We start from the raw sequence: 26808 nt of genomic DNA, 5'->3' as shown, positions 1-26808 counted from the left end.
CAAAAAGGCTATTGCAAAACTTTTATATCACAATAGCCTTTTTTCATTTCTTACTTTTTAGTTTTGTATAATCTTTTTACTTTCTATATAGGTTGCTATAAAATACCCACCATACACAACAACAATAACAGCGGCTGTAATCAAAATGGAATGTAGTAAAGAAGCTTCTCCAAATGTAACCATCATTTTATTTGCAAATATAATTCCAAAAATTGAATGAACTGCCGCTAGCAAAAGGGGAATCAAGAAAAAGATTCCTATTTGAGAAAACAATGCCCTGTTGATCATTTTCTGATCGGTTCCTATTTTTCTTAAAATCTCATACCGTTCTTTATTATCAGCACTTTCTGATAATTCTTTCAATGCAAGAAGTGCTGCACTGGAAATCAGAAATATAATTCCCAGATAAATAGCAATAAATGTCACAATGGCAGATAAGCCTCTGCTTGATTCATATAAAGAAAGTTTCGTATCGATCAGACATTGTTTTATTTTTTTCTGCTCAAAAAAGTTTGTAACTTTTTTCTCTATCTCAGCTTTTTCTTTATCTGTTGTACCATTATAATCTGCTGCAAAACAATTCGATGCTTTAAAAAGTGTTTTATCATTCTTAATTACTTCATCCGGCACTACAATAATTCCCATATTAGTATTACTTTGTGACATGTTTAAATATCCGTCTTTACATTCTTTATATTTTGCCTGATAAGTTTTTCCATTAAGTCGAAGTTCCATACCATTTTGCAAACTCTTATCTCTAATTTCCTTCATAGATTTAAAGGTACAAAGAACCATATATTCATTTTCTTTCAAATCATATGTTTTTATTCCATAAAATCTGGCTATTTTATTATAATCACTAATGCCGACAATAAATTCTTTTGAATCCCAACGAATCATTGGAAACTGCTTTGTTAAATCTTCCTTTACATTGCTAAGTGTCTGTTTCCATGTAATTTCTTCTGTTTCATATGCAGTTGCATCTACATAGTCCGGCAAAAATAATGACATATCAAAATCATTTTCCTCTAAAATTTCCTTTACTGTTTTGTCATTTTGTTTTTCTCCATCTATCATATTTTCAATACAAATATCTTTTGGTGTTGATTTTTTTAAATTTTCAGTAAAAGATTCATTTAACGAAACTCCTGTAGAAAGTACACCAATTGTAACAAATAACATTAAGCAGATTACAGTCATAGAAAATACCGTTGTGTTAATTTTACTGTTCACCTGTCGCATAACAAACATATTCAAGTTTTTCAAATAAAATCGTTTATTCCCTTGTAGCATTTTCAATAAAAATCCCGACAAAGACCAAAAGAATAAAAAGGTTGACACACATCCGATCACAATCATTATCATTAGTTTAGTTTCATTTAAATCTAAATATTTTACTGTTACATTATAATAAGCATATCCCAATGCACAAACAGAAATAAGAAAGGTTATAACTGCAATCATAGGATTTTTTATTTTAATTTTCTCATTTTGCTTAACCGCAGTAATTAAATCAATTAATTTATATCTGGAAATTGTTATTGTATTAAACAACAATACGGAAAGATACATAATTCCAAAGTAGACGATTGTTTTTACTGCTGCTTTGCTTGAAAATGCAAATGTATAAGCTGTCATATCTGCTTCGAACATTTTGGCAACAAAGATAGACATAAATTGAGAAGCAAATACTCCTAAGAGCAGCCCGACTCCCAAAGAAATAACACCGATAATCAACGTTTCCGTTACTAATATTTTAGAGATACTTCCCTTTCCCATACCAAGAGTCATATAAATTCCAAATTCACGTTTTCTCCTCTTAATTAAAAAGTTATTGGCATAAATAATTAAAAACCCTAAAATAAATGATACAAATACAGATACGCCTCCAAGCAACGTCATCAATAGATCAACAATAGCCTTTGTAGATTCAGAAAGCTCCAATATAGCTTTTTGTGAATCTAAGGAATTAAACACATAAAAAATCCCAACACCAAGCACTAAAGTCAAAAAATAAATCGCATAATCTTGTATGCTCTTTTTCATATTTTTAATCGAAAGCTTAAATAACATCACTAAGTTCACCTCCAAGAAGTGTTACAACATCAATAATTTTATTAAAAAATTCTTTTCGATCATCTTCGTTTCTTCGAATCTCATTAAATATTTTTCCATCTTTAATAAACAAAATACGCTTCGCATAACTTGCTGTAAATGCGTCATGGGTAACCATTAAAATTGTGGCATTCATATCCCCGTTCAAATAATTAAAACTTTCCAGCAACATTCTGGACGACCGGGAATCCAAAGCTCCGGTTGGTTCATCTGCAAGTATAAGCTTTGGCTCTGTAATAATCGCTCTGGCACAAGCCACTCTCTGCTTTTGTCCTCCCGACATTTGATAAGGATACTTATTTAAAATCTGCTCAATTCCCAATCTGTTACTAATAGACTTAACCTTTTTATCAATTTCCTTGCTATTGACCTTTTGGATTGATAATGCCAATGCGATATTTTCATAAGCAGTCAACGTATCTAATAAATTAAAGTCTTGAAAAATAAATCCCAGCTCTTCTCTTCGAAATTGATTTAATTTATTTCCTTTTAATGTCGTGATATCCATATTATTTACCTTAATTGCTCCACTTGATACTTTATCAATGGTAGAAATACAATTTAAAAGTGTTGTTTTTCCACTTCCACTTGCTCCCATAATTCCTACAAATTCTCCCTGTTCTACCCGAAAACTAATCTGGTCAATCGCTTTCGTAAGATTCCCCTTATTTCCATAATATTTTTCTATATTTTTAACTTCTAAAACTGCATCCATGCTCTAAGCTCCTTTCATATATGCGAACCATCATTCCTTTGTTCTGAACTAATCATATCGCATTAAGCACTCATTTACCATAGAATTGTCTTACGGCAGTCTTACGATTTTGTAAGATTGATTTTTTAGTTACTCTGAAACACTTGAAAACAGTGCATTTTTATAAACTACTTTTCCCCACTAACCCTATTGACTCCAAATATATGTTCTGTTATTGGGATATAAAAATATCAACTGTATCTTCCAATTTCAAAAAAACGGAAGCATTATATTTAAATTAAAAAGGAAAAACCCTTAGGACAAAATAAGTCCCTAGGGTTTCAATAAGTAACTTACAAATATTTCAATCCACGAAGCCTACATAAGACTTCGACAGCAAAAACCAACAAAAAGAGTTCCCTATAATATTGATTTTATATCAACATTATACAATTTTAATTTTAAAAAAGCAATTAATAATTTGATTATTCTTAAAATTTATACATATTGCACTATCATTTTCTGGTGCGAATCTCCTAGGAATTTTATGTTCACTTCACATTCGCACCAAAAAGCTCCCCTTTGGAAACGTAATCGTAACACAAGTTCCTTTTTTTTCTTCAGAATCAATTGATAAACCATGGGATAATTTTGTACATAATTTTTTGCAAAGATAAAGTCCCAAACCTGTTGATTTCTTATAGACCCTGCCATGTTGCCCGGTAAATCCTTTTTCGAATACTCTGGACAACTCATTTTTATTAATTCCGATTCCATTGTCCCTAATTGTCAATTGAATCACTTCTTTTTTTTCTTCGGCCTTTATTTCTAACTCCAGTGGTATTGTTTCCGAATACTTAATACTATTAACTATAATTTGGTTTAAAATAAATATGAGCCATTTACTGTCGCTGTACACTTCTTGTTCCAGCCCCTGTAAACTTACTTTTGTTTTTTTAGAAATCAACGCACTCTTATTGTGAATTAAAACCTGATTTACTATCTCTTCTAACCGAATTGACTTAATCATATAATCTTTTTCTACCGTATTACTTCTCGCGTAATAAAGAGCCTGTTCTACATAACCATCAATGCGTTCAATCTCAGATAAAATACTTTTCATTTCTTCACTCTTATGATTCTCCCCTATCATTTTCGCAGCAGCAATTGGTATCTTTACTTCATGAATCCACATTTCAATATACTCTTTATATTCACGGTTTTCAAATTGAAACTGATTTACATGGTCAGCCATCGACTTACTCATTGTTTTCATTATGTTCATAATAAAAAGATATTCCCTCTTATCTGGAAAATGCAATATTTCCGGAAGAAGATACTTTTTTTCCAATTGGGTAATCATCTCATCTGCTTCATCTAGAAATTTTTTCATTCTATGGTACTCAAACCAATTTAATAGCAAATATCCTCCAATTAATATAAATGCAACATACCATTTTATAAATGCACTGTTTGGAACTGTCAGTAAAAAAGCTTCTATTGTAAATACAATTCCCAAAACAAACAATAGTTGATAAAATCGTTCTTTTAAATAATCTAAATATCGCATCGCAGTAAATATCCCATTCCTCTCTTTGTTTCTATCACACCACGAATTCCAATCTGCTCTAATTTTCCACGCAACCGGTTTATATTTACAGTCAATGTATTATCATCTACAAACATTTCATTATCCCATAAAAAAGAAATAATCTCATCTCTGGATACAATTTCATTCTTCTGCTCTGCAAGGCAAATCAAAATACGCAGCTCGTTCTTCGTAAGTTCTGCACTTCCCTGCTTTGAACGTATTACTCCCTTTGTCCGCTCTAACACAAAGCCTTCCAGTTGCATAGAATCTTTCTTTACCTCATCCTTATACACCCGCTTTAGAATTGCTTCCAGACGAGCTAATAAAATCTGTGTATGAAATGGCTTTGCTACAAAATCATCAGCGCCCTGACTCATACTCATAAGCTCTGTTATTTCCGTATCCTTACTTGTAATCATAATAATTGGAACATCAGAATCCTTTCGAATTTCACGGCACAAATACAATCCATCCGTCGTTGGCAATGAAATATCCAATAATATCATCTCTGGCTTTTCCGCCAAAATTGCTTCAACTGTATAAGTAAATAAACTTTTCGCCTGGTATCCATTATTCGATAAAAATTCCGCCAGTTCCTCACTTAACGTTTTATCGTCCTCCACAATTACAACCTTTCTCATTTCACATTTTCCCTTCTGTTATTTTAGTCTTGTCAGTCTTATCTATCACTAGTATAACAAATTTAATTTAAAAAACAAAAGATTTCTTTCGGTTCTAATTAAAAATAAATATAAAAAAAGCCATAAAACACTATTATTTCAAATGTTTTATGGCTTTTCCTGTTTCATTTCATTAGTCTACAGAGATAATCTCTTTTTTGTTATAGCTTCCGCAAGCTTTACAAACTCTATGTGGCATCATTAATTCTCCACATTTGCTGCACTTAACTAAGTTTGGAGCAGTCATTTTCCAGTTTGCTCTACGTTTATCTCTTCTAGATTTTGAAGATTTATTCTTTGGACAGATTGACATGGTCACACCTCCTTAAAATTCTTGAAGATATCTTGGATTGCTGACATTCTAGGGTCGCCTACTGACTGGTCACAGCTACAGGACTCTTTATTGAGATTTGTACCACATACTTTACAAATTCCCTTACAGTCTTCACTGCATAGAACCTGCAATGGAAAATGGACTAAAATCTCATCAAATATAAGTAAGTCTACATCCAAATTATATCCATCAATATAATTTAGTTCATCTAATTCCTTGATTCTGTCAGCATCAGTATTATTAAAATCCAAGTCCTTCGATATTTCTATATCAAAAGGAATCTCAACATCATCAAGGCACCTGCCACATGGAATTAATAGGGATAACGAGGTCTTTCCTTCCACCAGCATCCTCTTCTCACCTGTTACAGTAAAACAAAATGCTACTGGATTTTTTTTCACAAATTCGTATTCCATTCCATCCAGCTTAAATTGATTAAGCTCTATTGGAGCCTCTATGTGTTTCATCTTGTCTTTTCCAGACATAATATCTGATAATTGAATTATCATTCTTCCAAACCATCCTTTCTATGAAGGACACAAACACACTCTTAATATTATAGTAACTAAAATTATGTTTGTCAACTGTTTTTTTAGATTAATGCAACTGTTTCTCTTGCAATTGCTAATTCTTCGTTGGTTGGAATAATGCAGATCTTAACTTTTGAATTTGGAGTAGAAATAATTGTTTCTTCTCCACGAACTTTATTCTTTTCTTCATCAATCTCTGCACCTAAATATCCAAGATAAGATACAACATCTCTTCTTGTCACTGCATCATTTTCGCCAAGACCAGCTGTAAATACGATTGCATCTACACCATTCATGGCAGCTGTATAAGCACCGATATATTTTGCAACACGATATACAAATGCTTCTAAAGTCTGTTTTGCTAACTCATTTCCCTCATCCGCTGCTTTCGCTAAATCTCTAAAGTCACTGGAAATTCCGCCGGACATACCAAGTACACCAGATTTTTTATTTAAAATAGTAAGCATTTCACTTACTGTAAGATTTTCCTTATTTGCAATAAATTCAACAATCGCTGGGTCTAAATCACCGCTTCTTGTTCCCATAATAAGTCCTTCTAATGGAGTAAGTCCCATACTTGTATCAACACATTTTCCATTTACTACAGCGGAAAGACTTGCACCATTTCCTAAGTGGCATACAATTACTTTTGAATTTTCTGGATCTAAACCAGCCACTTCAATTGCACGTTTGGATACAAAACTGTGACTTGTACCATGGAAACCATATCTTCTTACTGCATATTTCTCATAGTATTCATGTGGAATTGCATAAAGATAAGCTTTTTCCGGCATTGTCTGATGAAAAGCGGTATCAAATACTGCTACCTGTGGAGTTCCAGGCATTGCAGCTTCACATGCATTAATTCCAATTAAGTTCGCCGGATTGTGAAGTGGTCCTAAATCAAAGCAATCTTTAATTACTTTCTTTACGTCTTCGTTTACTACGATAGAATCACTATAATATTTACCTCCGTGAAGTACACGGTGACCTACTGCTGAAATCTCATTGATATCTTTAATCACACCAACTTTTTCATCTACTAAGGCATCTAAAACCATCTTTACTGCTACGCTGTGATCTGGCATTGGACTTTCAACAACATATTTTTCTTTTCCTGCTGGAGAATGAGTTAACTTAGAACCATCAATTCCAATTCTTTCACATAATCCCTTTGCCAATACGCTTTCATCTTCCATATCAATTAATTGATATTTTAAAGAAGAACTTCCACAGTTAATTACTAATACTTTCATGATATACCTCTCTTTTTTCATTATTGTAAACTTGCTTGTACAGCGGTGATTGCGACAACACCTACGATGTCTTCTGCAGAACATCCTCTTGATAAATCATTGACTGGTTTTGCAATTCCTTGTGTAATTGGACCATAAGCTTCTGCCTTTGCAAGGCGTTGTACTAACTTATATCCAATATTGCCTGCGTCTAAGTCAGGGAATACTAAGACGTTTGCCTTTCCTGCAACTTCGCTTCCTGGAGCTTTCGAAGCTGCCACACTAGGAACAATTGCAGCATCCAATTGACATTCACCGTCAATTTTAAATTCAGGATATTCTTCTTTTGCAATTCTAGTTGCCTCTGCAACCTTATCAACATCTGCGTGTTTTGCACTTCCCTTAGTGGAGTGGGAAAGCATCGCCACAAGTGGCTCTTCTCCTACTAATGCTTCAAAGCTTTTTGCGGAAGAACCTGCAATTGCTGCTAACTCTTCTGCAGTAGGATTCTGATTTAGTCCACAATCAGAGAAAACAAACGTTCCGTTTGCACCAAATTCGCAGTCTGGAACAACCATAATAAAGAATGCGGATACAAGCTTTGTACCAGGTGCCGTCTTTAAAATCTGTAAAGAAGGTCTTAATGTATCAGCTGTAGAATGACATGCTCCGGATACCATACCGTCTGCATCACCAGCTTTAACCATAACAACCCCGTAATATGTATAATTTGTTGATAAAATTTTACGTGCTTCTTCCGGTGTCATACCTTTCTTTTTTCTGCACTCAACTAAAATATCTACATATTCATCAAACTTGCTATCTGTTGCAGGATCTACAATTTTTGCCCTGGATATATCCAAATCACCAGCTAATTTCTTAACATCATCTTCTTTTCCAATTAAGATTAAGTCTGCAATATCTTCTGCTTGAATCTTAGCTGCTGCCTGCAATGTTCTTATATCTTCTGCCTCTGGCAGTACAATAGTTTTTCTGTTTTGTTTTGCTCTTTCTTTGATTGTGTCAATAAATCCCACGTTTAACACTCCTTCATCTGTAATTTTTAGTTTTAATTCCTTAACATTACTATTATAGCTCAAATTTTTCCATCATACAAGGAATAATTTTATCTTTTCTCTCCCATAAAAAATAATGCAACAGTGCCAGGTCCCGAATGGGCACCGATGACCGGATCTAATATACGGATAAGAGAATTTTTTACATCAAACTTTTCTTTCACTTTTCGCATAACATATTCTGCATCTTCTTTACAGTCACCATGGCTAATGTATACTTCTTGCAAAAGCGAATTCTTACTCTTTTCTTCTAGTTGCCTTACTAAAGCGTCCAAGGCTCTTTTTCTGCCTCTTTCTTTTCCTGCCATAACCAGATGTCCCTCCTCATCAACATGGAGAACCGGTTTAATATTTAATGCTGTACCAAGGGTGGCTGTAGCTGTAGATATACGACCTCCTCTTTTTAAAAAAAACAAATCATCGACGGTAAACCAATGACAAACATTCAACCTGTTATCCAAAATCCACTGGTAAACATCATCTATTTTCACTCCGTCTTTTCTTAAATCAGCCGCTCTTTTTACCAAAAGTCCCTCTCCCAAAGCTGCCGCCAATGTATCCACGCAGTAAATCTTACGTTCAGGATAGGAGTCTCTCAATCCGTCCAATGCTACTTTTACCGATTGAAAGCTGCCGCTAAGTCCCGAAGAAAACCCAATATACAAAATATCCATTCCATTTCTAAGTAAATCTTCACACAAAGAAAAGGCTTTCGCTGTATTAACCAAAGAAGTACGGATTTCTTTTTTTTCTCTCATCATTTTATAAAATTTTGAAAGGTCTGTTTTTTTACCTTTTTCATAACCATAATACTCTTCTCCATCCACATAAAAACAAAGGGAAAGAACCTGTATATTATATGTTTCTATCCATTCTTCCGGTAAATTTGCAGAAGAATCTGTTACTATTTCAAAATTCACGTTTCTCCTCCTGTTTCCTAACACTCATTTTTCTTACATTTTATTCCTATCATCCCCTTATTATAAAGGAATTACGGCTATATCGCAAACACATTTTTATTTTTTTCTTGTTTCCATTAAAATTAGCAGATATAATACAAAAACAGGGTATTATATTGTTATAAATATTATAGTCAAAAGGAGCTTACTATGAAAACGGTTGGACTTATTACAGAATACAATCCATTTCACAATGGTCACAAATATCATATCGAACAGGCAAAAAAATTAACAAAAGCAGATTATGTAGTTGTCGTTATGAGTGGAAATTTTACGCAAAGAGGAATTCCTTCCATAATCGATAAATATACCCGGACCGAAATTGCATTGCAATGTGGTGCCGATTTAGTATTTGAACTTCCTTCTTATTTTGCCACCTCGAGTGCAGAAAATTTTGCATATGGAAGTATAAATATCCTAGAACAACTTGGGTTTATCGATACAATCTGTTTTGGTGGAGAATATGACGATTTGAATGTCTTTCAGACAGTTGCCAGAATTCTAAATGAAGAGCCAAAAGAATACAAAGAACTTTTAACCAAAGCTTTAAAAAACGGAGATTCCTTTCCTACTGCAAGGCAAAAAGCATTGTATTCCCTTCTTTCTGATGAAGAAATACTTCCTTTGCTTTCTTCTCCAAATTCAATTCTTGGAATTGAATACCTAAAAGCTTTAAAACGGTTAAATAGCCCGATAAAACCCTATATTCTGAAACGTAAAGGAGCCGGTTATTCGGATTCAACTTTATCAGACACTTCTTTTTCCTCTGCTACAGCAATACGTGCCCATTTAGAAGAGAAAAAAGACTTTTGCAGATTATCCTCCGTCATGCCAAACGAAGCATTTTCTATTCTAAAGCAAAAGATTGGTCAAGGCTTTCCTATTCTTCCAAATGATTTTTCCATCCTTCTTTATTATAAGCTGAGGACTTCTTCCAAAGAGGAAATCTTGCAATTTCTTGATGTATCAGAAGAGCTGGCAGACCGTATTTATAAACAACTGGACAAATTTGAATCGTTTGAACAATTTGCCATACAACTAAAAACAAAACAATACACGTTAACAAGAATCAACCGTTGCCTGCTTCATATTTTATTAAACATCAAAAAACCAATTCCGGAAAGCTCCTATGTCCGCTTATTAGGGTTTCGAAAAGGAGCAAGCTTTTTATTAAAACAGGCAAACAAAGAAAAACTTCCAATTATTACAAAAACTGCAGATGCAAAATATCAGTTATCCCCTGATTCCTATCACTCTTTTTGCCAGGATATTGCCTGTAACGATTTGTACAATCATATCGTATATGATAAATATAAGGTAAAATTGCAAAACGAATACAAACATCCTCTTGTTATTCTTCCTTAGTTCTTTTGCATTTTTTAGATATTTTTCAGAGAAGTATATTCCATTCTTTTTTTTCATAAAATAAACTAATTTCCATCTTATCAGGAGTTTTAAATGAAAAAAAGAATCCCTCTTTCTGTAATAGGCACGATTTTATTTTTACTTCTTTTGTTCTTATTTCCAAAAGAATCTTTTAATGGTGCAAAAAATGGACTACTTCTCTGGTTTCAAATTGTGCTTCCAACACTGCTTCCTTTTCTTATTGTGTCAAACCTAATGGTCGCACTCTCAATTACCGATTCTTTCTCTTATGTTTTGTATCCTGTCTTAAAACATATTATGCCCGTCAGCAAAAACGGATGTTATCCAATTGCGATTGGATTGTTATCGGGATATCCAATTGGAGCAAAAGCTTGTTCTGATATGGTTTCGCTTGGACAGATTTCTGCTCAGGAGGGACAATTTCTTTTCACCTTTTGTAATAATGCAAGTCCTATGTTTTTATTAAATTATGTATTGCTCCAATCTCTTCAGATCAAAGAAAACCTTTGGCTTTTAATGGGCATCTTATATCTGTCTGCTTTTTTAAGCGGATACCTTTTTCTTTTTTTTCATCGTTCCAAGAGAAGTCTCCCAGATATAGGAAGCCGAACCGATTTTACGACTGTTAAAAAAAAAGAATCCAAAACCTTTTTTCAATTATTAGACTCAGCAATCTTCCAAAGCTTTGAAATAATAACAAAAATTGGAGGATATATTATACTGTTTTCTTTACTTGCAAATCTCCTTGTCTGTTTATTTCCATTTCATGAAATAATAAAGGCAGCAATCATCGGTATATTAGAAATAACAACTGGAATTCAATATGTTACAAAAGCCTCCCTTCCGTCTTACATAAAACTTTTAATTACAATGCCAATCTGTGCGTTTGGTGGATTATCAAGCATTGCCCAAACAAATAGCGTAATATTAAAAAGTCCGCTTAGCATCACTTTATACATAATCTATAAGCTAATTAACGCACTAATTTGTTTCCTTTTAACAGCCTTTTATTTATTTCTATTGTGACATAATAAAAAGAGCTGATAACAACCGTTAAATCATTGTTACAGCTCTTTTTATTATGGTATATTATTTATAAATGTATCTTCATCAAAATTATAATCTTCATTATTCTGCTTTTTTTGCTCCATCTGATTAACCAATGCATCAACCTGCTCCTCCGATGAGGCATTCTGATTTGCATTCATACTATCAACACCAAGTTCCGCCCTATTTGCCACAACAACATCTAAGTTTTGTTTTAAACAACTGTTTAATTCTTGGAACTTCTTGCTTGACATCTGATAAGCATCCCTTAAAGAGGCTTCTGCAACCTTAAGCAAATCATTTGTGTATTCTAAAGCGTTCAGACGTACCTGGTCTGCTTCTTGATTTGCCTCTGACAAAATACGATTTGCTTCCTCTGTTGCCTTCGATACAACATCGTTTGCCTGTTCATAAGCTTTTTGCATAATTTCAGAATTATTAATTAAACTATCGGTCTGCTTTTTCGCATCTTCTATCATCTGCTGTACTTTTTTCTCTGCATCTGCAAGAATTGCCTCTCTGTTTGCAATCACTTTTTTATAGCGTTTAATTTCATCCGGTGTTCTCATTCTAAGCTCATCCAGCAAGTCATATAGCTCGTCCTTTGGTACTACAACTTTTGTAGACGAAAGTGGCTGCATTTTGCAATTTTCAATAAATTCATAAATATCTTCAATAGATTGTTCAATTCTGCTCATACCCATATGTCAACTCTCCTATCTAACTTTTCTTTTAATTTTTTCATATATCGTGTCTATAATAGCCTCTGGTACAAATTGAGAAATATCCCCATTATACATTGCTATCTCTCTGACAACACTCGAACTCAAGTACGCATATTTGGTACTTGTTGTAAGAAAAACGGTCTCTACCCCTGGATTCAATCTATGGTTCGTCTGAGCTAACTGAATTTCATATTCAAAATCAGTTACTGCACGAAGACCTCTTACAATGGCATCAGCATGAATCATATTGGCATACTCTACCAACAATCCGTTAAATGCTTCTATCTTTACGTTTGGTATTCCTTCTGTTACAGTACGAATCATTTCAACTCTTTCTTCTGCCGAAAAAAGAGCCATTTTACTGCTATTATTTAAAACTCCAATATAAAGCTGGTCAAAAAGTCTGGAAGAACGCATTATAATATCCAAATGTCCGTATGTAATTGGGTCAAAACTTCCTGGATAAACTCCTATTTTCATGTCTGCTCCCATCTCATGTCTTTCGTAAAAATACATGCTTATTTGTTTTATATTCTTTTATGCGTTCCACCGTATATCCCATAGATTCAATGTAACCAATCTCTGTATCCAAAGCAGCCTCAAAAATAATCAGGCTGTCTTTGTCTAAAAGTTCGGAACCAATCAGATATTCTAAAACCCTCTTTTCATATCCATTCTGATAAGGAGGATCCATAAATATAATATCAAAGACCTCTCCTCTTCCCTCTAAAGAACGTAAAGCAGACTGATAATCGCTGTTTAGTATCGTAGCTTTATCTGAAAAATGGGTTCTTTCTAAATTCTCTTTAATACAAGATACTGCCTCTTTGTTATTCTCAATAAACCAAGCAGCATCTGCCCCCCTGCTTAATGCCTCAATTCCAATTGCACCACTCCCGCCAAAAATATCTAAAAATTTACAACCATATAATTCAGACTGTAATATGTTAAATAAAGTTTCTTTGATTCGGTCCGTAGTAGGTCTTGTATCCATACCTGCGGGCGTTTTTAATTGTATCCTTCTGGCACTTCCTGCTATTACTCTCATATTTCACCTTTTTCTCATCATTACAAAAATCAAATTATAAAATATATTTCTTATAATCTCATTTTACAACAAATGTTTTGTAAATATCAAGAGTAGTTTATCGCAAAATTTCGTTTATTTCAATAGTTAAATCTAAAAAAAACCTAAAATAAAGACTGCCATTTCTAATAATGACAGCCTTTATTTTACGAATCTTATTTACCAGCCATACGTTCTTCTTGGGCTTTAATCATTTTTTTAACCATCATTCCACCAACACTTCCGTTCTGGTAAGATGTTAAATCTCCATTATAACCTTTTTTTAATGGTACCCCTATCTCAGATGCAACTTCCATTTTGAATCGTTCCATTGCCTCTTTTGCCTCTGGAACTTCTACTCTGTTTCTGCTACTCATAATAAACTCCTCCATTCAGTTTTTGGCAGGTTTTCCGCCAAAAAAATTGTGTTGTTGTTTGTTACAAGGATAGTATATGTCGTTTTTTCTCTAATACCCTAGAAAATACAGTAAGCTCTACCATTATTATGCTCTTATTGTATGTTCAACATCAACAATTTGAATTTCCTGAAGCTGTTCAATCGAAGGATTCATATATGTAACAATCCGATTTGCCTGATTTACCATAATTTTTTCAAAAACATTCCGAACACCACGTGCATTTCCAAACCGTTCCATTTCTTCTTTCGATAACATCAACAATTCTTTTTGTATATACTGTTCTGCTTCCGGTGTCAATAAAACGCCTGACTGAGCCGCCATTTTGTTTAGAATATCCATAAGCTCCTGATTCGAATAATCAGGGAATTCAATAAATTTGTTAAAACGGCTTAAAAGACCTGTATTAGAGTCTAAAAATTGTTTCATTTCTTCTTTATAACCGGCAACAATAATAACTAAATCATCCCTATGGTCTTCCATCATTTTTACAATCGTATCCACTGCCTCCTGACCAAAATCATTCGATACGTTCCCATTGGTCAGAGAATAAGCTTCATCGATAAATAATACACCGCCTATCGCTTTTTCTACAACCTCTTTCACCTTCATTGCAGTCTGACCTACATATCCGGCAACTAAACCGGAACGATCAGTTTCAATCAGGTTACCATTGGATAAAATTCCAAGCTCTTTATAAATCTTTGCAACCAACCGGGCAACTGTCGTCTTACCGGTTCCCGGATTTCCGGTAAACACCATATGATAAGTCATATCCATAGTAGGCATATGATAACTTTCTCGAAGTTTTCTTACTTTAATCAGATTAATCAAAGAATTTATTTCTTCTTTTACTTCATTTAAACCTACAAGATTATTAAGTTCTTCCAAATATTGCTCTAGTCCGCTTTTTCCCTTTAATTTTGTCTGTTCAACCACTTCTGTAAATTCTTTTTCTTTTACCTCATCAATCTGATTCTCAATTTTTTCGATATTTTCTTCCAGACATTCCTCAAAATCAGGCTCATATTCATCCGACTCATATTCATCTATCTGAAATTGTATGCTTTCTTCCGGCGCCTTTCGCTCCACGACTGTTCTCTCTGCAAAATTCTCAAAATCTTCATAAAAACTATCGCTGCTTAATTTTTTAAACATATATCTTTGCCCAATTTTTCCAGCCTGTCCGCCATGATGAATAAAAATTGATATTTTTTCGTAATAATTTTGTATAAATCCTTTCGCAAATGTGTCTTTTGCGTGATTCATATAAGACATGCTAAGTAAAATATTTAAAAAAGAATCAAAAAAATGTTCGGTCATATCAGTATCTTTTTCCACATCCCTTACTCCACAAAGCTGAAGCAAGATAGGTGGTGTTTTCATAATATTTTTTGCCTGTAGCATAATCGCTTCTTCCATTTCCCCCTCTAATGTACAGCCTAAAATATTTTCTTTAGGAAGCTCCATAATAAAACGTTTCTCCTCTTCATGAAACCTTCCACAATATACAGCCAAGTGAATTAAAACAGCCTGTACATAACCGTCAAGCATATCCTGAATTGAATATTGTAAAATACGCTCAGGTTGTTCCCAATACCCTTCCGATGCTAATATTTTGCAATATTCAACTAATTTATCATAATTTTTCTTAGCCAGATTTAAAAGCTTTTTATTTGACAAATCGGGCAGTCCCAATTTAATTCCTCCTTTTCCCCTCGAATTCCATTGCATTATTATTCATTATTATAACCAAACAGCAAAAAAAAGCAACCGATTATGTTTATTTCTTTCTCTACAAGTAAATATCCTCTGCATACAGATGAAGCTTTTCTTTCAAAGCCACATATTTTTTCAACATCAGCCTTACATCTTTTTTGGCAATTTCTTTTGCGGCCTCGCTTGCATCTTTTAAAATTTCTGCATCATTGAATACATCTGCCATTTTAAACTCTAACATTCCACTTTGACGAATCCCAAACAAATCACCTGGTCCACGAAGCTTTAAATCTTCAGACGCAATATAAAATCCATCATTTGAATGATTTAATATATCAAGCCTTTCTTTTGTTTCCTTTTTTTCCGCATTGCTAAATAAAATACAATATGACTGGTACTCTCCCCTTCCGACACGTCCGCGAAGCTGATGAAGCTGTGCCAGACCAAAGCGCTCAGCATTTTCAATCATCATAATTGTCGCATTTGGAACATTGACACCGACCTCCACTACCGTTGTAGAAACCAGTACATGGATTTCTCCTCTGACAAAACGTTCCATAATTTCATTTTTTTCTTTTGCCTTCATTTTACCATGTAAATATTCTACAACAATAAATGGTGGAAGATTTTGTTTTAACTTTTCTGTATAATCAATCACATTTTCTGCTTCCATCGTTTCACTCTCTTCTACCATCGGACAAATTACATAAGCCTGTCTTCCTTTTTTGATTTCCTTTTCAATAAAACGATAAGCATTTGGTCGATAGGACTCATTTACAACACAATTTTTTATTGGAAGTCGTGTTGCCGGCAATTCATCAATGACCGATAAATCTAAATCACCATACAAAATAATCGCTAATGTTCTTGGAATCGGTGTCGCACTCATTACAAGAACATGGGGATTTTCGCCTTTTGATAAAAATGTTTCACGCTGTTTTACTCCAAATCGATGTTGTTCATCGGTAACTACCAGTGCTAATTTATCATATACTACTTTTTCTTGAATCAAAGCATGGGTTCCGACAATAATATCTGCTTCATGGGTTTGAATTTTTTTATAAGCTTCTCTTTTTTCCTTCGCAGTCATAGATCCTACAAGCAAAATACAATGAACTCCAAAAACAGATAATTCTTTTGTTAAGCTTTCATAGTGCTGTTTTGCCAGAACCTCTGTTGGAACCATAATTGCTCCCTGATAACCATTTTTTACGGTCATAAGTAACGCTAAAGCCGCAATAATTGTCTTTCCAGATCCAACATCTCCCTGAATCAAACGGTTTGCAATCATTCCACCTGTCAAATCCGCCTTAATTTCTTGCCAAACCTTTTTTTGCGCATTGGTTAAATCATACGGAAGATTCTCAATCAATTGATCACAGTCTTCTGATAAATCCATCTGATATCGACTCTTTTTGTTGTTTTTTGTTTTTTTTATCTGCATCATCGCAAGTGAAAACAAAAAGAATTCATCAAAAACAATTCGTTTTCTTGCCTCTAACATAGTATGCTTATCCGTTGGAAAATGAATTCGTTTTATTGCACTTTTATAATCTACTAATTTATATTTTTTTCGAATTTCAGAAGGCAGATAATCACCTGTTAAATCAAGCTCTTTCACTGCCGTCTGAATCGCCTTTGTGACCATATGATTGCTAAGCCCTTTTGTCAGTGAATATACCGGCTGTAAAGTATGAAGACAGTTAACATATTCTTCTTTTGATAAAAGTTTTGGCTGCTCCATGACAAGACTCTGATTTTTTCTTGTAACTGCTCCCCTCACAATCAACCGTGTTCCAATCCGTATTGTATTTTTTAAAAATGGCATATTAAACCATGTAAGCATAACATCACCGGAATAATCTCTGCCTCTGCAAGTAAAGATAGTAAGTCCTCTCACTTTCTTCAATTGAGGATTTGCAACAATACTTACTTCAATCGTCGCAATAGTTCCCGATACTAACTGACCAACCGGAATAATCTCTTCGTATTCATCATAACCTCTTGGATAATGCTCAATTAAATCTTCCACCGTAAAAATATCTAATTTGGCAAATAACTTTTGTGTCTTTTCTCCTATTCCTTTAATTACACTGATACTGTCTTTTCGCTCCATAGTCTGTTCCATGCCCTCTGATTTTAAATCTGTTTTCATAGTGAAAAAAAGGGTCAGATATTCTATCCAACCCTTTTTGTAACTAACTTATTCTTTTGCCTGTCTGAACTGTCTTTCTATTCGACGGATAAAATATAATAATAAATTGGCTGACCACCGAAATGAACTTCAACATCGACATCACTATAACATTCCATAATTTGTTCTGCAAGTTCATTAGCAGTTTCTTCAGTCACATCACTTCCATAATAAATACTGATTAATTCCGAATCTTCATCCACTAAACATTCTATTAATTCTTTCGTAGTCTGATTTAATTCTTGTCCGACTGACAAAATACCAGAATCTCCGATTCCCATAATATCATTTTCTTTAATCGTCTTTCCATCAATGCTTGTATCCCTCACTGCATAAGTGACAGAACCGGATTTTACATGTTTCATCTCTTCTGTCATCTTCTCTGCATTTTCTTCAGGACTCTTTTCGCCAATAAAATTAATAACAGCTGTAATTCCCTGTGGAATTGTAGTTGATGGAATTACTATAATCTCTTTATCTTCTGTCAGGCTTTTTGCCTGTTCTGCTGCCAAAATAATATTCTTATTATTTGGCAGAATGAAAATCGTATCCGCATTCACTTTATCAATTGCCTTAAGCATGTCTTCTGTACTAGGATTCATCGTCTGACCACCTTCGATTAAATAGTCAACACCTAATCCTTTAAATATTTCATTTACACCTTCACCAACAGAAACACTGATAAAGCCATATTCTTTTCTTGGCTCTTCTTTCTTTTGCTCTTGTGATTTTTTCTCTGCCTCTTTGATTACTTTTTCATTGTGTTCTTCCCGCATATTATCAATTTTCATGCTCGTTAAAGAACCGTATGTCAATGCCCTTTGTATTGCAAGCCCCGGATCATTTGTGTGAACATGAACTTTTACAATATCATCATCAGATACAACAACAAGAGAATCACCAATTGAAGTCAAATACTCTTTAAATTCTTCCTCTGTCTTCTTTGTATACTCTTTTTCAAGCATAATAATAAATTCTGTACAATATCCAAATTTAATATCTGCTGTAGACACATCGCCACTGCTTACGTTCGTCTGTACCTTTGGTTTTGCCTCGACATGAGCATTTAAATCAATTTCTTTTCCAAGAAGTGCATCATAAGCACCTCTTAATACAGTAAGTAAGCCTTCGCCACCAGAATCTACTACACCTGCCTCTTTTAATACCGGAAGCATCTCTGGAGTCTTTTGAAGTACTTCTTCCATATGCTTTAATACTTCGTCACAAAAATACACCAAATCATCTGTTGTATTCGCAAGCTCAGCTGCACGGATTGCTCCACCCTTTGCAACAGTAAGAATTGTACCTTCTTTTGGCTTCATAACTGCTTTATATGCCGTTTCCACCGCACGTTCAAAAGCTTCTGCCATAATATCGACTGTAATTTCTTCTTGCTCTTTGATTACTTTTGTAAAGCCACGAAATAACTGGGACAAAATAACACCTGAGTTACCTCTTGCTCCTCTTAGAGAACCACTTGAAATTGCCTTTGCCAAATTTGCAATTGTAGGTTCTACTGAACTAACTTCCCTGGCAGCAGACATAATGGTCAATGTCATATTTGTTCCTGTATCGCCGTCTGGAACCGGGAATACATTTAACTCATTGATATATTCTTTTTTTGCTTCGATGTTCTGTGCTCCTGCAATAAACATTTTCTGAAGCATCTTTCCATCTATTGTATTAATAACCACTGGTTTGTTCCTCCTTAAAGTAAATCACTCTGCATGGTGAATTAATCTACAACTCTTACACCCTCTACTAAAACATTGATTTTTTCAATCTCCATTCCAGTAAATTCTTCTACTTTATATTTTACATTACTGATTAAATTCTCTGCAACAGCAGATATACTCACTCCATACGCAACGATAATATGAAGGTCAATGTGAATTTTATTATTTTCAATTACGACATTTACGCCATGGCTGATACTGTCCTTACGTAACAATTTCACCAATCCATCTTTCATATTCACAGAAGCCATACCGACCACACCAAAACATTCAACAGCTGCTGAACCTGCATATTGGGCTAACACTTCGTTCTCGATTAAGATTTCACCAACACTTGTACTGATATGTCCTTTCATAATAACCCTCCTATCTATTTAAAAACTTATCATTCTCTTTCCTAAATTATACCCGTTTTAATAAAAAAAAGAAATAGAGAAATCAAATTCTTAATTTTTACATATATTAATATAAACAAGAAGAACAGGAAACAAACTGCCATGAAACGAATGATTGGTTTTATTTTATTTTGGATTGCCATTGGCATGACCATCATGCTGTTTATCACTAACGGTATATTGGCAATTTTCCTTATTCTCCTCTTTTTTATTCTCAGTTATAAATTTTTTTGTTGTTAAAAAGGGTGTCACAAACATCGATTGAAATCTCTGCTGGACACCCTCACTGTCTAATTCATTATCTTAAGCACGTTCTACTAATCCTGATCTTAAGCAAGAAGTACAAACATTCATCTTCTTAGCTCCACCATTAACTTTAACTTTAACAGATTTTACATTAGACTTCCACATCTTATTATTTCTTCTATGTGAGTGGCTTACTTTGATACCAAAGTGAGCACCTTTTTCACAAATTGCACATTTAGCCATGAAAAGCACCTCCTTATCCATATATTGTATGGATTCCATACATCAAACAAAGTTATTCTACCAAAAACCTCATTATATTGCAAGTAGTTTTTTATATTTTTCTACTTTTTTTCTTGATCATTTGTTTCATTTGCAAAGCTGTCTACCACATCATCCACTTTTTGGTTTTCTTCTTCTCCTCCTTTTGTAAAACGATTTACAAAATCCGGAACCATATCAAGAATCTTTGTCACCGTATCCTGATTCTTCACATTAACTAAGCGGGTTGTTCCATCCTTGATTACAAGAACTGCACTTGGAGTCATCTTACCTCCCATTCCTCCACCACCATTATTTTTCTTTTTATCATCCTGGGAAAATGCACCGGCACCTACACCAAAACTTACATCTACTAATGGAAGAATAATTGTTCCGTCTTCAACTTGTACTGCATCTCCAACTACTGTTTTTGTTGTTAAAAAAGCATCCATACCTTTAAACAAGGATTCTACTGTTGAACTAAATGTATTATCTGCCATTATAACGCCTCCTTTAATTTTCCAAAATTCATTCTTAAATTTTTAAAACCTTCGTCTTTTAATAACTTTATTCCTATTATCAACAAAGAAATTACTTGGAATCTCCCTTTGATAAAAAGCTCACCTTCTAAAATTTCATGCTCAAAATCAGGCTCAATCTCTACCTGTCTTCCAAACCACCCATAGCAGACGCCAAGGACACCTAATGCCTGTCCTGTACTACATGGATCACCGGTTCCAAAGTGAACCTTTCCCTTAACAACAACCGGTCCAATTTTTTTTAATATTTGTATCAATGACCCAAACACGGAAGAAAATCCTTTCTTATTCTCTTCTTGTTGTATAAATTCCTTTATGCAAATCCACTTTTGCCAAATTTTCCAACAAGTTTCCCGAAAATTCTTAATTGTCTTTTTCATCTGTCTAAATAATTCAAAAAATTTAAGTATATATCTCTTTATGATAAGAACAATTTGTTTTATCTTCTGCCACAATGAAACTTCCTGTTCCCGGTCAGGCATTTCCTGCTTTATAGTCTTTTCGATTTTATCCTCTTCTATACCTTGAAAACTATTTTGAGGTGTTTCATCATTAACTTTCTCCTTGACCAGGTCATCCTGCTTTTCCGGTTTTAACTCCATAACCTGAATAATCTCTTCCTGTGCCGGTTTCTGTTCTTTTTTCTCTTTTTTTCTCTTTATTTTTTGACGCTTTTCTTTTTTCTCTTTCTTTTCCTTTGTACTATCAAAAATCGGAATTCCAGATATTCTCAATTTCATAACAGGAACTTTCCCATCATAATGGACGGATAGATGAAAGAAATGAAGAAGCCAGCTTCCAACAAAATGTACGGAAAGCTCCTCAGTTTTCTTTGCTTTTGCCCGATACCGAATTGGAACAAATAAAATCAGTCCGCCGAGCAAAAGTGCTACGCCCAGTAAGGATGCAATAATAATTCCGATTATTTTTAAAACAATTAAAATAATATGCAGCAATCTTTCACACCCTAACCTTCCACTGATTCTTCAAATTTAAAATAGGCTCTTACATTAACGCCTCCTGTTTCCCTATAAACATCCTCTATTATATTCTGTACAAGAAGAATTGCACTTTCTCTGCTACCTGCAAGTCCAACAACACAAATATCTCTTTTCTTATAATATCGGAACAAAAGCTCATTGCAATCAATAATATCCAGCAGATTTTTATGGTTCGACGCAAGTGCAATACAATATAACTCATATGACAATTTTTCTTGCTCCAGCCGCTTTCTCCATTTTTGTGGTTTCTTTTTTATCTTATCATCCATATATAACTTATCACACCATTTTACCATAAAATCCCTCAAATTCCTATTAAAATATCATAAATATTTACTCAGACATAATTGTTTCTAAAATCTCCATTGCCGCCTGCTTTTCTTCCATATCCCGACAAGAATCCAATGAATTTTTAATATACTCCATTACTTCTTCCGAAGATTCAAAAAAGACTGGCATTTTATTCAGCACTGCCGCCATAATTGCACGATTAACAGCCATTGAATTATGTTCAAACAGTTCTTTTAATTCACCAATTAACGTTTCTGCTTCTTTTTCTAAAAACGCTTCTGTCACTGCCTCATTTGAATCTTCCTCACTTAATTCAATAAATAAACTGCTTGACAATAACTTCTCCATTTGAATTAAAACGTTCTGCTTGTCTTTCATTCCACAACCAGCTACTTCTTGGCTCCAATCATTCTGTGTTTGAAATAATACAGCTTCAAGTGTAATAATTTCTTCTCCTAAAACTTCCTGAACACCTTCCAGTGCAATCAATGAGTCTTCAAATACTTCCGATTCACTCTCCTCATCGGATTCAAAGGCTTCCTTTAAATGGATTAATAGCTTCTTTGCTTCTTCTGTTTCGTAAGAATTCTCCTGCTCCTCACATAAAGCAATAACATAAAAGCAATTTAAAACAGACTGAACCAATACAAACAAATCCGTTACCTCAAAAAGCTTGTCTGCTGCCTGTTCTATTTTTTCTGTAAATTTTAAAAACTCTTCTTTTGTTAATTCTTTATAATCTGCCTGTCGCAATTCTTCAACAAGTACCGAAAACTCTTTAAAGTATTGTTCCATCCCTGTCGGATGATATAAAGAAGATGCCGTGCGAAGCATATAAAGGTAAGTTTCTACAGAAGCCCGGTCAGAACCATTATATAAGGTCAGACTGTTTTTAAGCAATTGAAAAAATTTGCCCTTTGTCATTCTTACCGGCAACTGTCCAATTACCTCTTTGATATTTTCATTAATTACCGTATTATCTTTCATTTGAAAGATGTATTGAATCACCTTATTTGAAAAAATCTCTTCATCAGCCGGTCTATATTCTTTAAAACGATATTCTACCCGATTTAAAACATACTCATAAATCTGGATTACATCTGTATATGCAGTCAAAACATCCATCTTTTGCATAATAGTATTGCGATTTTCTTCTAATTTTTTTAAAAGCTCTTCGCGATTTCCTTTCCCAAGAAATAAAACTTTAACTGCATCCTGCAAAACTTCTAAAACATCTCTGATCTCTTCCAGATAATTATTTTCCTCTTCTTTTACAATCTCATATAATGTATAGTATTCCAATGCACTGTGAATACATGCGTTTTGGTAATATTTGTTTTCTAATGTCTGAAAATAAACAGGCAAGCAGTTATTTAAATCTTTCCCGTGATTTATATTTTTAACTAACTTTTTTATACTTTCTGCCATATTCCTTGTCCAATCCTTTCTTTTCCGCTCTTTGTTTATTATAACAGTCATAAGAAAATACTTCAATAATTATCGTTATATAAAAATCCAGCTTGGAAACCACTCTAAAAACCGTTTTACATAAGAAACAGAAATCGGGTATCCTGACAAAATCGGATAAAATAAAACAAAAAGTAAAAAAACACACGTTAAATAGGCAAAAACTTCTTTCCTTGAAATTTGTTTTTCTTCCAATAAAATCCAGATTGTATAACCTGTCATCAATATAACAAATGGAATACTTGGAAAATAGTGATAAATAAATGTAATTCGAGTCACAAAAAACCATGGAAGATACTGTGCCAAATAAGCAAGAACTAAAAATGTGGCTTTTTTATCTCTTTTTTTAATAATGCGGTATACCATGTAAAAAAATACAGGAATTCCTACCCACCAAATAAAAGGATTTCCAAATGCACTGATTCCTTCCTTTACCGTATCCGAAACAGTTCCCGAATAATACCAAATCGGCCGATGCATTACTGGCCACTGGTACCACCACGAAGAAAAGGGATGGGTTGCATCAATTCCAGAATGGTATTGAAACATGGACTGCTGATTCGCAAGCATTTTGCCAATTAAGTCCCGACCACTCTCATCTTCAAATGGCAGATAAGATAACGTATAAATTACAATCGGAATAAAAATAAAAAATCCAACACAGCTTAAAATAATCTTTTTCGTATACAATGGAAATCGTTCTAAAACGAACTGCTTTGCTGTCTGATTCATTTCATCTGATTCTAGCCCTTTTTTAACAAATGTGTACTCTCTATACCGTTTATAAAGATTACAAAAGAACAAAACTCCTAATCCGGCTCCTGCATAAACACCAGTCCACTTGCAGGCAATACCAAGCCCCATACTAATTCCGCATAAGCCTAGTAAAATTAGTAATTGACGTAATGAACTGTCATAATAACTTCTTTTACAGTATTCATACATGAAATAATACATTGCTATAATAAAAAAGGTTACAAACACATCAATAGTTGCAATTCTCGTCTGAGCAAAATGCATAAAATCAAAAGAAAACAGCAAACATACAACCGCTCCTGTAAAACGGCTTTTTGTCAGGCTTCTACCAAATAAATAAATAAGTGGCAACATTAAAATACCAAATATAGTTCCGACAACCCGAAATCCAAATGGATTCATACCAAAGAAACGAATTCCAAATGAAATCAAAATTTTTCCAAGTGGAGGATGGGTATTTTCATAGCTGTATAATCCATGGATATATTCATAAGCAGTTCTAGCATGGTAAACTTCATCAAAATAAGTACCATTCAAATTTGTTCTTCGTTTTGGACATAGTTCTTGTTCATCAAAAAGTGCCTCGCCATTTCCATAAATCATTTTTGGCAAAATCTTAGTTCCGTCTTCCGAATAAAATACAAGCTCCCCAATGGAGTTCTTTGTATCATTCGAAATAATTTTTACAAAACGTCCTGTTTGATGAACTTCCTTTTCATCCCAGCAAAACACCGATTCCATAATAACATCTGCGATTGGTTCAAATTGTCCATCCATCGAATCGGAAGCTTCAAAAGACACCTCACGGTTCTCATAATTACCAAGATAATAAAAAATTGACTTTATTTTTGTTTCCTTTCCCAGGTCAACCAAAACAACTGCATTTTCTACATTAGTAGTATAAAAATGTTCTGGAGCCTTTTTATCTCCTAAACGGTAAAACGCTACGAAACTATATATAATTATGATAAAAGCTAAAAAAACAAATTCTTTTTTCTTCCAAGGTACCTTTTCTTCCGTAGTCGAAATCATAACTCGTCTGTCCGCTTCTATTCTCTGCTTTATTTTTCCTTTAACATAATTACGATAACCAAAAAAGAGCATTATAAAATAAGTTAAAACTGTAAGAAAAGAAAGCATCCTAATTTTACCACTGTTAGTAATTTGTTCTGCTCCATATTGCCAAAGTACAAAATAAACATTTAAAAAATGTAAAATCGAAGCTACACCATATAATTGCAACCAACGAATTTCATGCTTATAAATATAAAATAAAAGCAGACAGATTAATACTGGATACCAATAACGCTCATGCATTCGAACCGAAAAACAAAACATTCCACTTACGATGCAGGCAGCTAAGAAAAATGGAAGTGCTTTGTCATGTTTTCCCTTCCATGCAAAATATGCAACGATTCCGACTGTCATAATAATCGATAACGTTCCCAGCTTATAATACGGCAACACAAATAAATAATCCGTTTGTGGTGCCCAGTTTAGTCCAAGCATAGCCCAAAAGTTGTACCCATTTACTGTTGCATAAGGATAAGATGCTAACGTTTCAATATATTGATTAATAACCGTATTGAGTCCGAATGGAATAGTCAGAATTATCATAAATAAGACTGCACCCAATGCGCCAATTGCCTGTTTGGAAAATTTTTTCAAATCAAATGTTCCAGTTGAAAAAACCTCTTTGTACACACCATATAATACAACCGGTGTAAAAATCAAACTCTGTGGTTTTATTAAAATTGCAAATGCAAAAATAAAATAAGACACCCAAAGCTTCTGTTTTATAATAAAATAGCAGACAAGCACAATACAAAATGTAAATACCGAATCAACCTGTCCCCAGACACTACTATTTATAATAATTGCCGGATTAAATAAATAGAAGGAAGAAAGAATCATACTTCCAAATTTAGTTTGCTCCTCTCTGGCAATTTGAAACACTAAGACACCCGTAGCCAAGTCACACAAAATTGCAGGCAGCTTTATCAATATTTGCCCTATCATGCTACTAAAATCAATAGCAAACAGCTCTTTGACTGCTCCAATGACATACAAAATATAAATATAGCCGGGCGGATAATCCGAAAACACATCATTCGAATAAAATGCTCCAAATCCAACCTCATAAACCCTATTTGCCCAGCTTGTAAAACAGTTGATATCTGACTCATATCCCTTTGTAACTGCCGCTAAAGTAATTCGTACAATAAAAGCCAATAAAAATACCGCAAAACATTTCAATAAATATTCAATTCGTTCCTTTTTATACGATGATACCATCTCTTAGTCCTCCATTCGAAAAAAAGTGCCGCAAACACATTGGTTACGGCACCC

25 protein-coding genes are annotated in these 26808 nt (G+C 33.9%); 2 read left to right on the top strand and 23 right to left on the bottom strand.

Annotated elements, in window-relative coordinates:
• Positions 1 to 57: 57 nt before the first annotated feature.
• The 9 genes from FYJ58_RS05400 to FYJ58_RS05360 all read right to left on the bottom strand — a co-directional run bounded on the left by FYJ58_RS05400 (position 58) and on the right by FYJ58_RS05360 (position 9175).
• On the bottom strand, positions 58 to 2073 hold the full coding sequence (locus tag FYJ58_RS05400; RefSeq protein ID WP_154518688.1) for an ABC transporter permease: 2016 nt from the start codon (positions 2071 to 2073) through the stop codon (positions 58 to 60).
• Positions 2063 to 2830 (bottom strand): ABC transporter ATP-binding protein, encoded by a 768-nt coding sequence (locus FYJ58_RS05395; protein WP_154518395.1) that lies wholly within the window; start codon positions 2828 to 2830, stop codon positions 2063 to 2065. Before FYJ58_RS05395 ends, FYJ58_RS05400 begins: the two co-directional genes overlap by 11 nt.
• 535 nt (positions 2831 to 3365) lie before the next feature.
• Positions 3366 to 4379 (bottom strand): sensor histidine kinase, encoded by a 1014-nt coding sequence (locus FYJ58_RS05390; protein ID WP_154518392.1) that lies wholly within the window; start codon positions 4377 to 4379, stop codon positions 3366 to 3368.
• On the bottom strand, positions 4367 to 5041 hold the full coding sequence (locus FYJ58_RS05385) for a response regulator transcription factor (RefSeq protein ID WP_154518389.1): 675 nt from the start codon (positions 5039 to 5041) through the stop codon (positions 4367 to 4369). Before FYJ58_RS05385 ends, FYJ58_RS05390 begins: the two co-directional genes overlap by 13 nt.
• 172 nt (positions 5042 to 5213) lie before the next feature.
• Positions 5214 to 5393 (bottom strand): 50S ribosomal protein L32, encoded by a 180-nt coding sequence (rpmF, locus tag FYJ58_RS05380; RefSeq protein ID WP_154518386.1) that lies wholly within the window; start codon positions 5391 to 5393, stop codon positions 5214 to 5216.
• 2 nt (positions 5394 to 5395) lie between these two features.
• Positions 5396 to 5923 (bottom strand): YceD family protein, encoded by a 528-nt coding sequence (locus tag FYJ58_RS05375; RefSeq protein WP_154518383.1) that lies wholly within the window; start codon positions 5921 to 5923, stop codon positions 5396 to 5398.
• An 83-nt stretch (positions 5924 to 6006) separates the two neighbouring features.
• Positions 6007 to 7200: an acetate/propionate family kinase gene (locus FYJ58_RS05370; protein ID WP_154518380.1), complete on the bottom strand. Its 1194-nt coding sequence runs from the start codon at positions 7198 to 7200 to the stop codon at positions 6007 to 6009.
• A gap of 20 nt (positions 7201 to 7220) precedes the next feature.
• Positions 7221 to 8216: a phosphate acetyltransferase gene (pta, locus tag FYJ58_RS05365; protein WP_328597805.1), complete on the bottom strand. Its 996-nt coding sequence runs from the start codon at positions 8214 to 8216 to the stop codon at positions 7221 to 7223.
• An 89-nt stretch (positions 8217 to 8305) separates the two neighbouring features.
• The gene (locus FYJ58_RS05360) at positions 8306 to 9175 is read right to left on the bottom strand and encodes a DegV family protein (protein ID WP_328597804.1); all 870 of its coding nucleotides are present in this window, start codon (positions 9173 to 9175) and stop codon (positions 8306 to 8308) included.
• A gap of 189 nt (positions 9176 to 9364) precedes the next feature.
• Here FYJ58_RS05360 and FYJ58_RS05355 point away from each other — a divergent pair, with 189 nt between their 5' ends.
• Complete coding sequence (locus FYJ58_RS05355) at positions 9365 to 10579, top strand: nucleotidyltransferase (protein ID WP_154518374.1); 1215 nt, start codon at positions 9365 to 9367, stop codon at positions 10577 to 10579.
• 93 nt (positions 10580 to 10672) lie between these two features.
• Complete coding sequence (locus FYJ58_RS05350; protein WP_154518371.1) at positions 10673 to 11626, top strand: transporter; 954 nt, start codon at positions 10673 to 10675, stop codon at positions 11624 to 11626.
• Between the two features lie 53 nt (positions 11627 to 11679).
• On the opposite strand, the gene FYJ58_RS05345 is transcribed toward FYJ58_RS05350, so the two are convergent.
• The 14 genes from FYJ58_RS05345 to FYJ58_RS05280 form a co-directional block, all read right to left on the bottom strand.
• Positions 11680 to 12351 (bottom strand): ATPase, encoded by a 672-nt coding sequence (locus FYJ58_RS05345; RefSeq protein ID WP_154518368.1) that lies wholly within the window; start codon positions 12349 to 12351, stop codon positions 11680 to 11682.
• Positions 12352 to 12363: 12 nt separating this feature from the next.
• Positions 12364 to 12852: a pantetheine-phosphate adenylyltransferase gene (coaD, locus tag FYJ58_RS05340; RefSeq protein ID WP_154518365.1), complete on the bottom strand. Its 489-nt coding sequence runs from the start codon at positions 12850 to 12852 to the stop codon at positions 12364 to 12366.
• Positions 12853 to 12865: 13 nt separating this feature from the next.
• Positions 12866 to 13420, bottom strand: coding sequence for a 16S rRNA (guanine(966)-N(2))-methyltransferase RsmD (rsmD, locus tag FYJ58_RS05335; protein ID WP_154518362.1), 555 nt, complete (start codon positions 13418 to 13420; stop codon positions 12866 to 12868).
• A 194-nt stretch (positions 13421 to 13614) separates the two neighbouring features.
• Positions 13615 to 13815: a small, acid-soluble spore protein, alpha/beta type gene (locus FYJ58_RS05330; RefSeq protein ID WP_154518359.1), complete on the bottom strand. Its 201-nt coding sequence runs from the start codon at positions 13813 to 13815 to the stop codon at positions 13615 to 13617.
• Positions 13816 to 13941: 126 nt separating this feature from the next.
• Positions 13942 to 15552, bottom strand: coding sequence for an AAA family ATPase (locus FYJ58_RS05325; protein ID WP_235912568.1), 1611 nt, complete (start codon positions 15550 to 15552; stop codon positions 13942 to 13944).
• Positions 15553 to 15649: 97 nt separating this feature from the next.
• Positions 15650 to 17701 carry an ATP-dependent DNA helicase RecG gene (gene recG / locus FYJ58_RS05320; protein ID WP_205839165.1) on the bottom strand — a complete coding sequence of 684 codons (2052 nt, stop codon included), beginning with the start codon at positions 17699 to 17701 and terminating at the stop codon, positions 15650 to 15652.
• Positions 17702 to 17805: 104 nt separating this feature from the next.
• Entirely contained in the window at positions 17806 to 19461 is a 1656-nt protein-coding gene (locus FYJ58_RS05315; protein ID WP_328597803.1) for a DAK2 domain-containing protein, read from the bottom strand.
• A 41-nt stretch (positions 19462 to 19502) separates the two neighbouring features.
• The gene (locus FYJ58_RS05310) at positions 19503 to 19859 is read right to left on the bottom strand and encodes an Asp23/Gls24 family envelope stress response protein (protein ID WP_154518350.1); all 357 of its coding nucleotides are present in this window, start codon (positions 19857 to 19859) and stop codon (positions 19503 to 19505) included.
• Positions 19860 to 20201: 342 nt separating this feature from the next.
• Positions 20202 to 20387, bottom strand: a complete 186-nt coding sequence (gene rpmB, locus FYJ58_RS05305) for a 50S ribosomal protein L28 (RefSeq protein WP_154518346.1) — start codon at positions 20385 to 20387, stop codon at positions 20202 to 20204.
• A 101-nt stretch (positions 20388 to 20488) separates the two neighbouring features.
• Positions 20489 to 20905 carry a GerW family sporulation protein gene (locus FYJ58_RS05300; protein ID WP_154518343.1) on the bottom strand — a complete coding sequence of 139 codons (417 nt, stop codon included), beginning with the start codon at positions 20903 to 20905 and terminating at the stop codon, positions 20489 to 20491.
• Complete coding sequence (locus FYJ58_RS05295; protein WP_154518340.1) at positions 20905 to 21900, bottom strand: DUF2953 domain-containing protein; 996 nt, start codon at positions 21898 to 21900, stop codon at positions 20905 to 20907. Before FYJ58_RS05295 ends, FYJ58_RS05300 begins: the two co-directional genes overlap by 1 nt.
• 11 nt (positions 21901 to 21911) lie before the next feature.
• Entirely contained in the window at positions 21912 to 22241 is a 330-nt protein-coding gene (locus FYJ58_RS05290) for a hypothetical protein (protein WP_154518337.1), read from the bottom strand.
• 37 nt (positions 22242 to 22278) lie between these two features.
• Complete coding sequence (locus FYJ58_RS05285; RefSeq protein ID WP_154518334.1) at positions 22279 to 23664, bottom strand: hypothetical protein; 1386 nt, start codon at positions 23662 to 23664, stop codon at positions 22279 to 22281.
• A 75-nt stretch (positions 23665 to 23739) separates the two neighbouring features.
• Entirely contained in the window at positions 23740 to 26754 is a 3015-nt protein-coding gene (locus FYJ58_RS05280; protein WP_154518331.1) for a phospholipid carrier-dependent glycosyltransferase, read from the bottom strand.
• Positions 26755 to 26808: the final 54 nt, after the last annotated feature.

Origin of the sequence: Velocimicrobium porci, assembly GCF_009696045.1 — a bacterium.
Taxonomy (GTDB): domain Bacteria; phylum Bacillota; class Clostridia; order Lachnospirales; family Lachnospiraceae; genus Velocimicrobium; species Velocimicrobium porci.
This window is presented reverse-complemented; position numbering and strand designations above follow the sequence as displayed.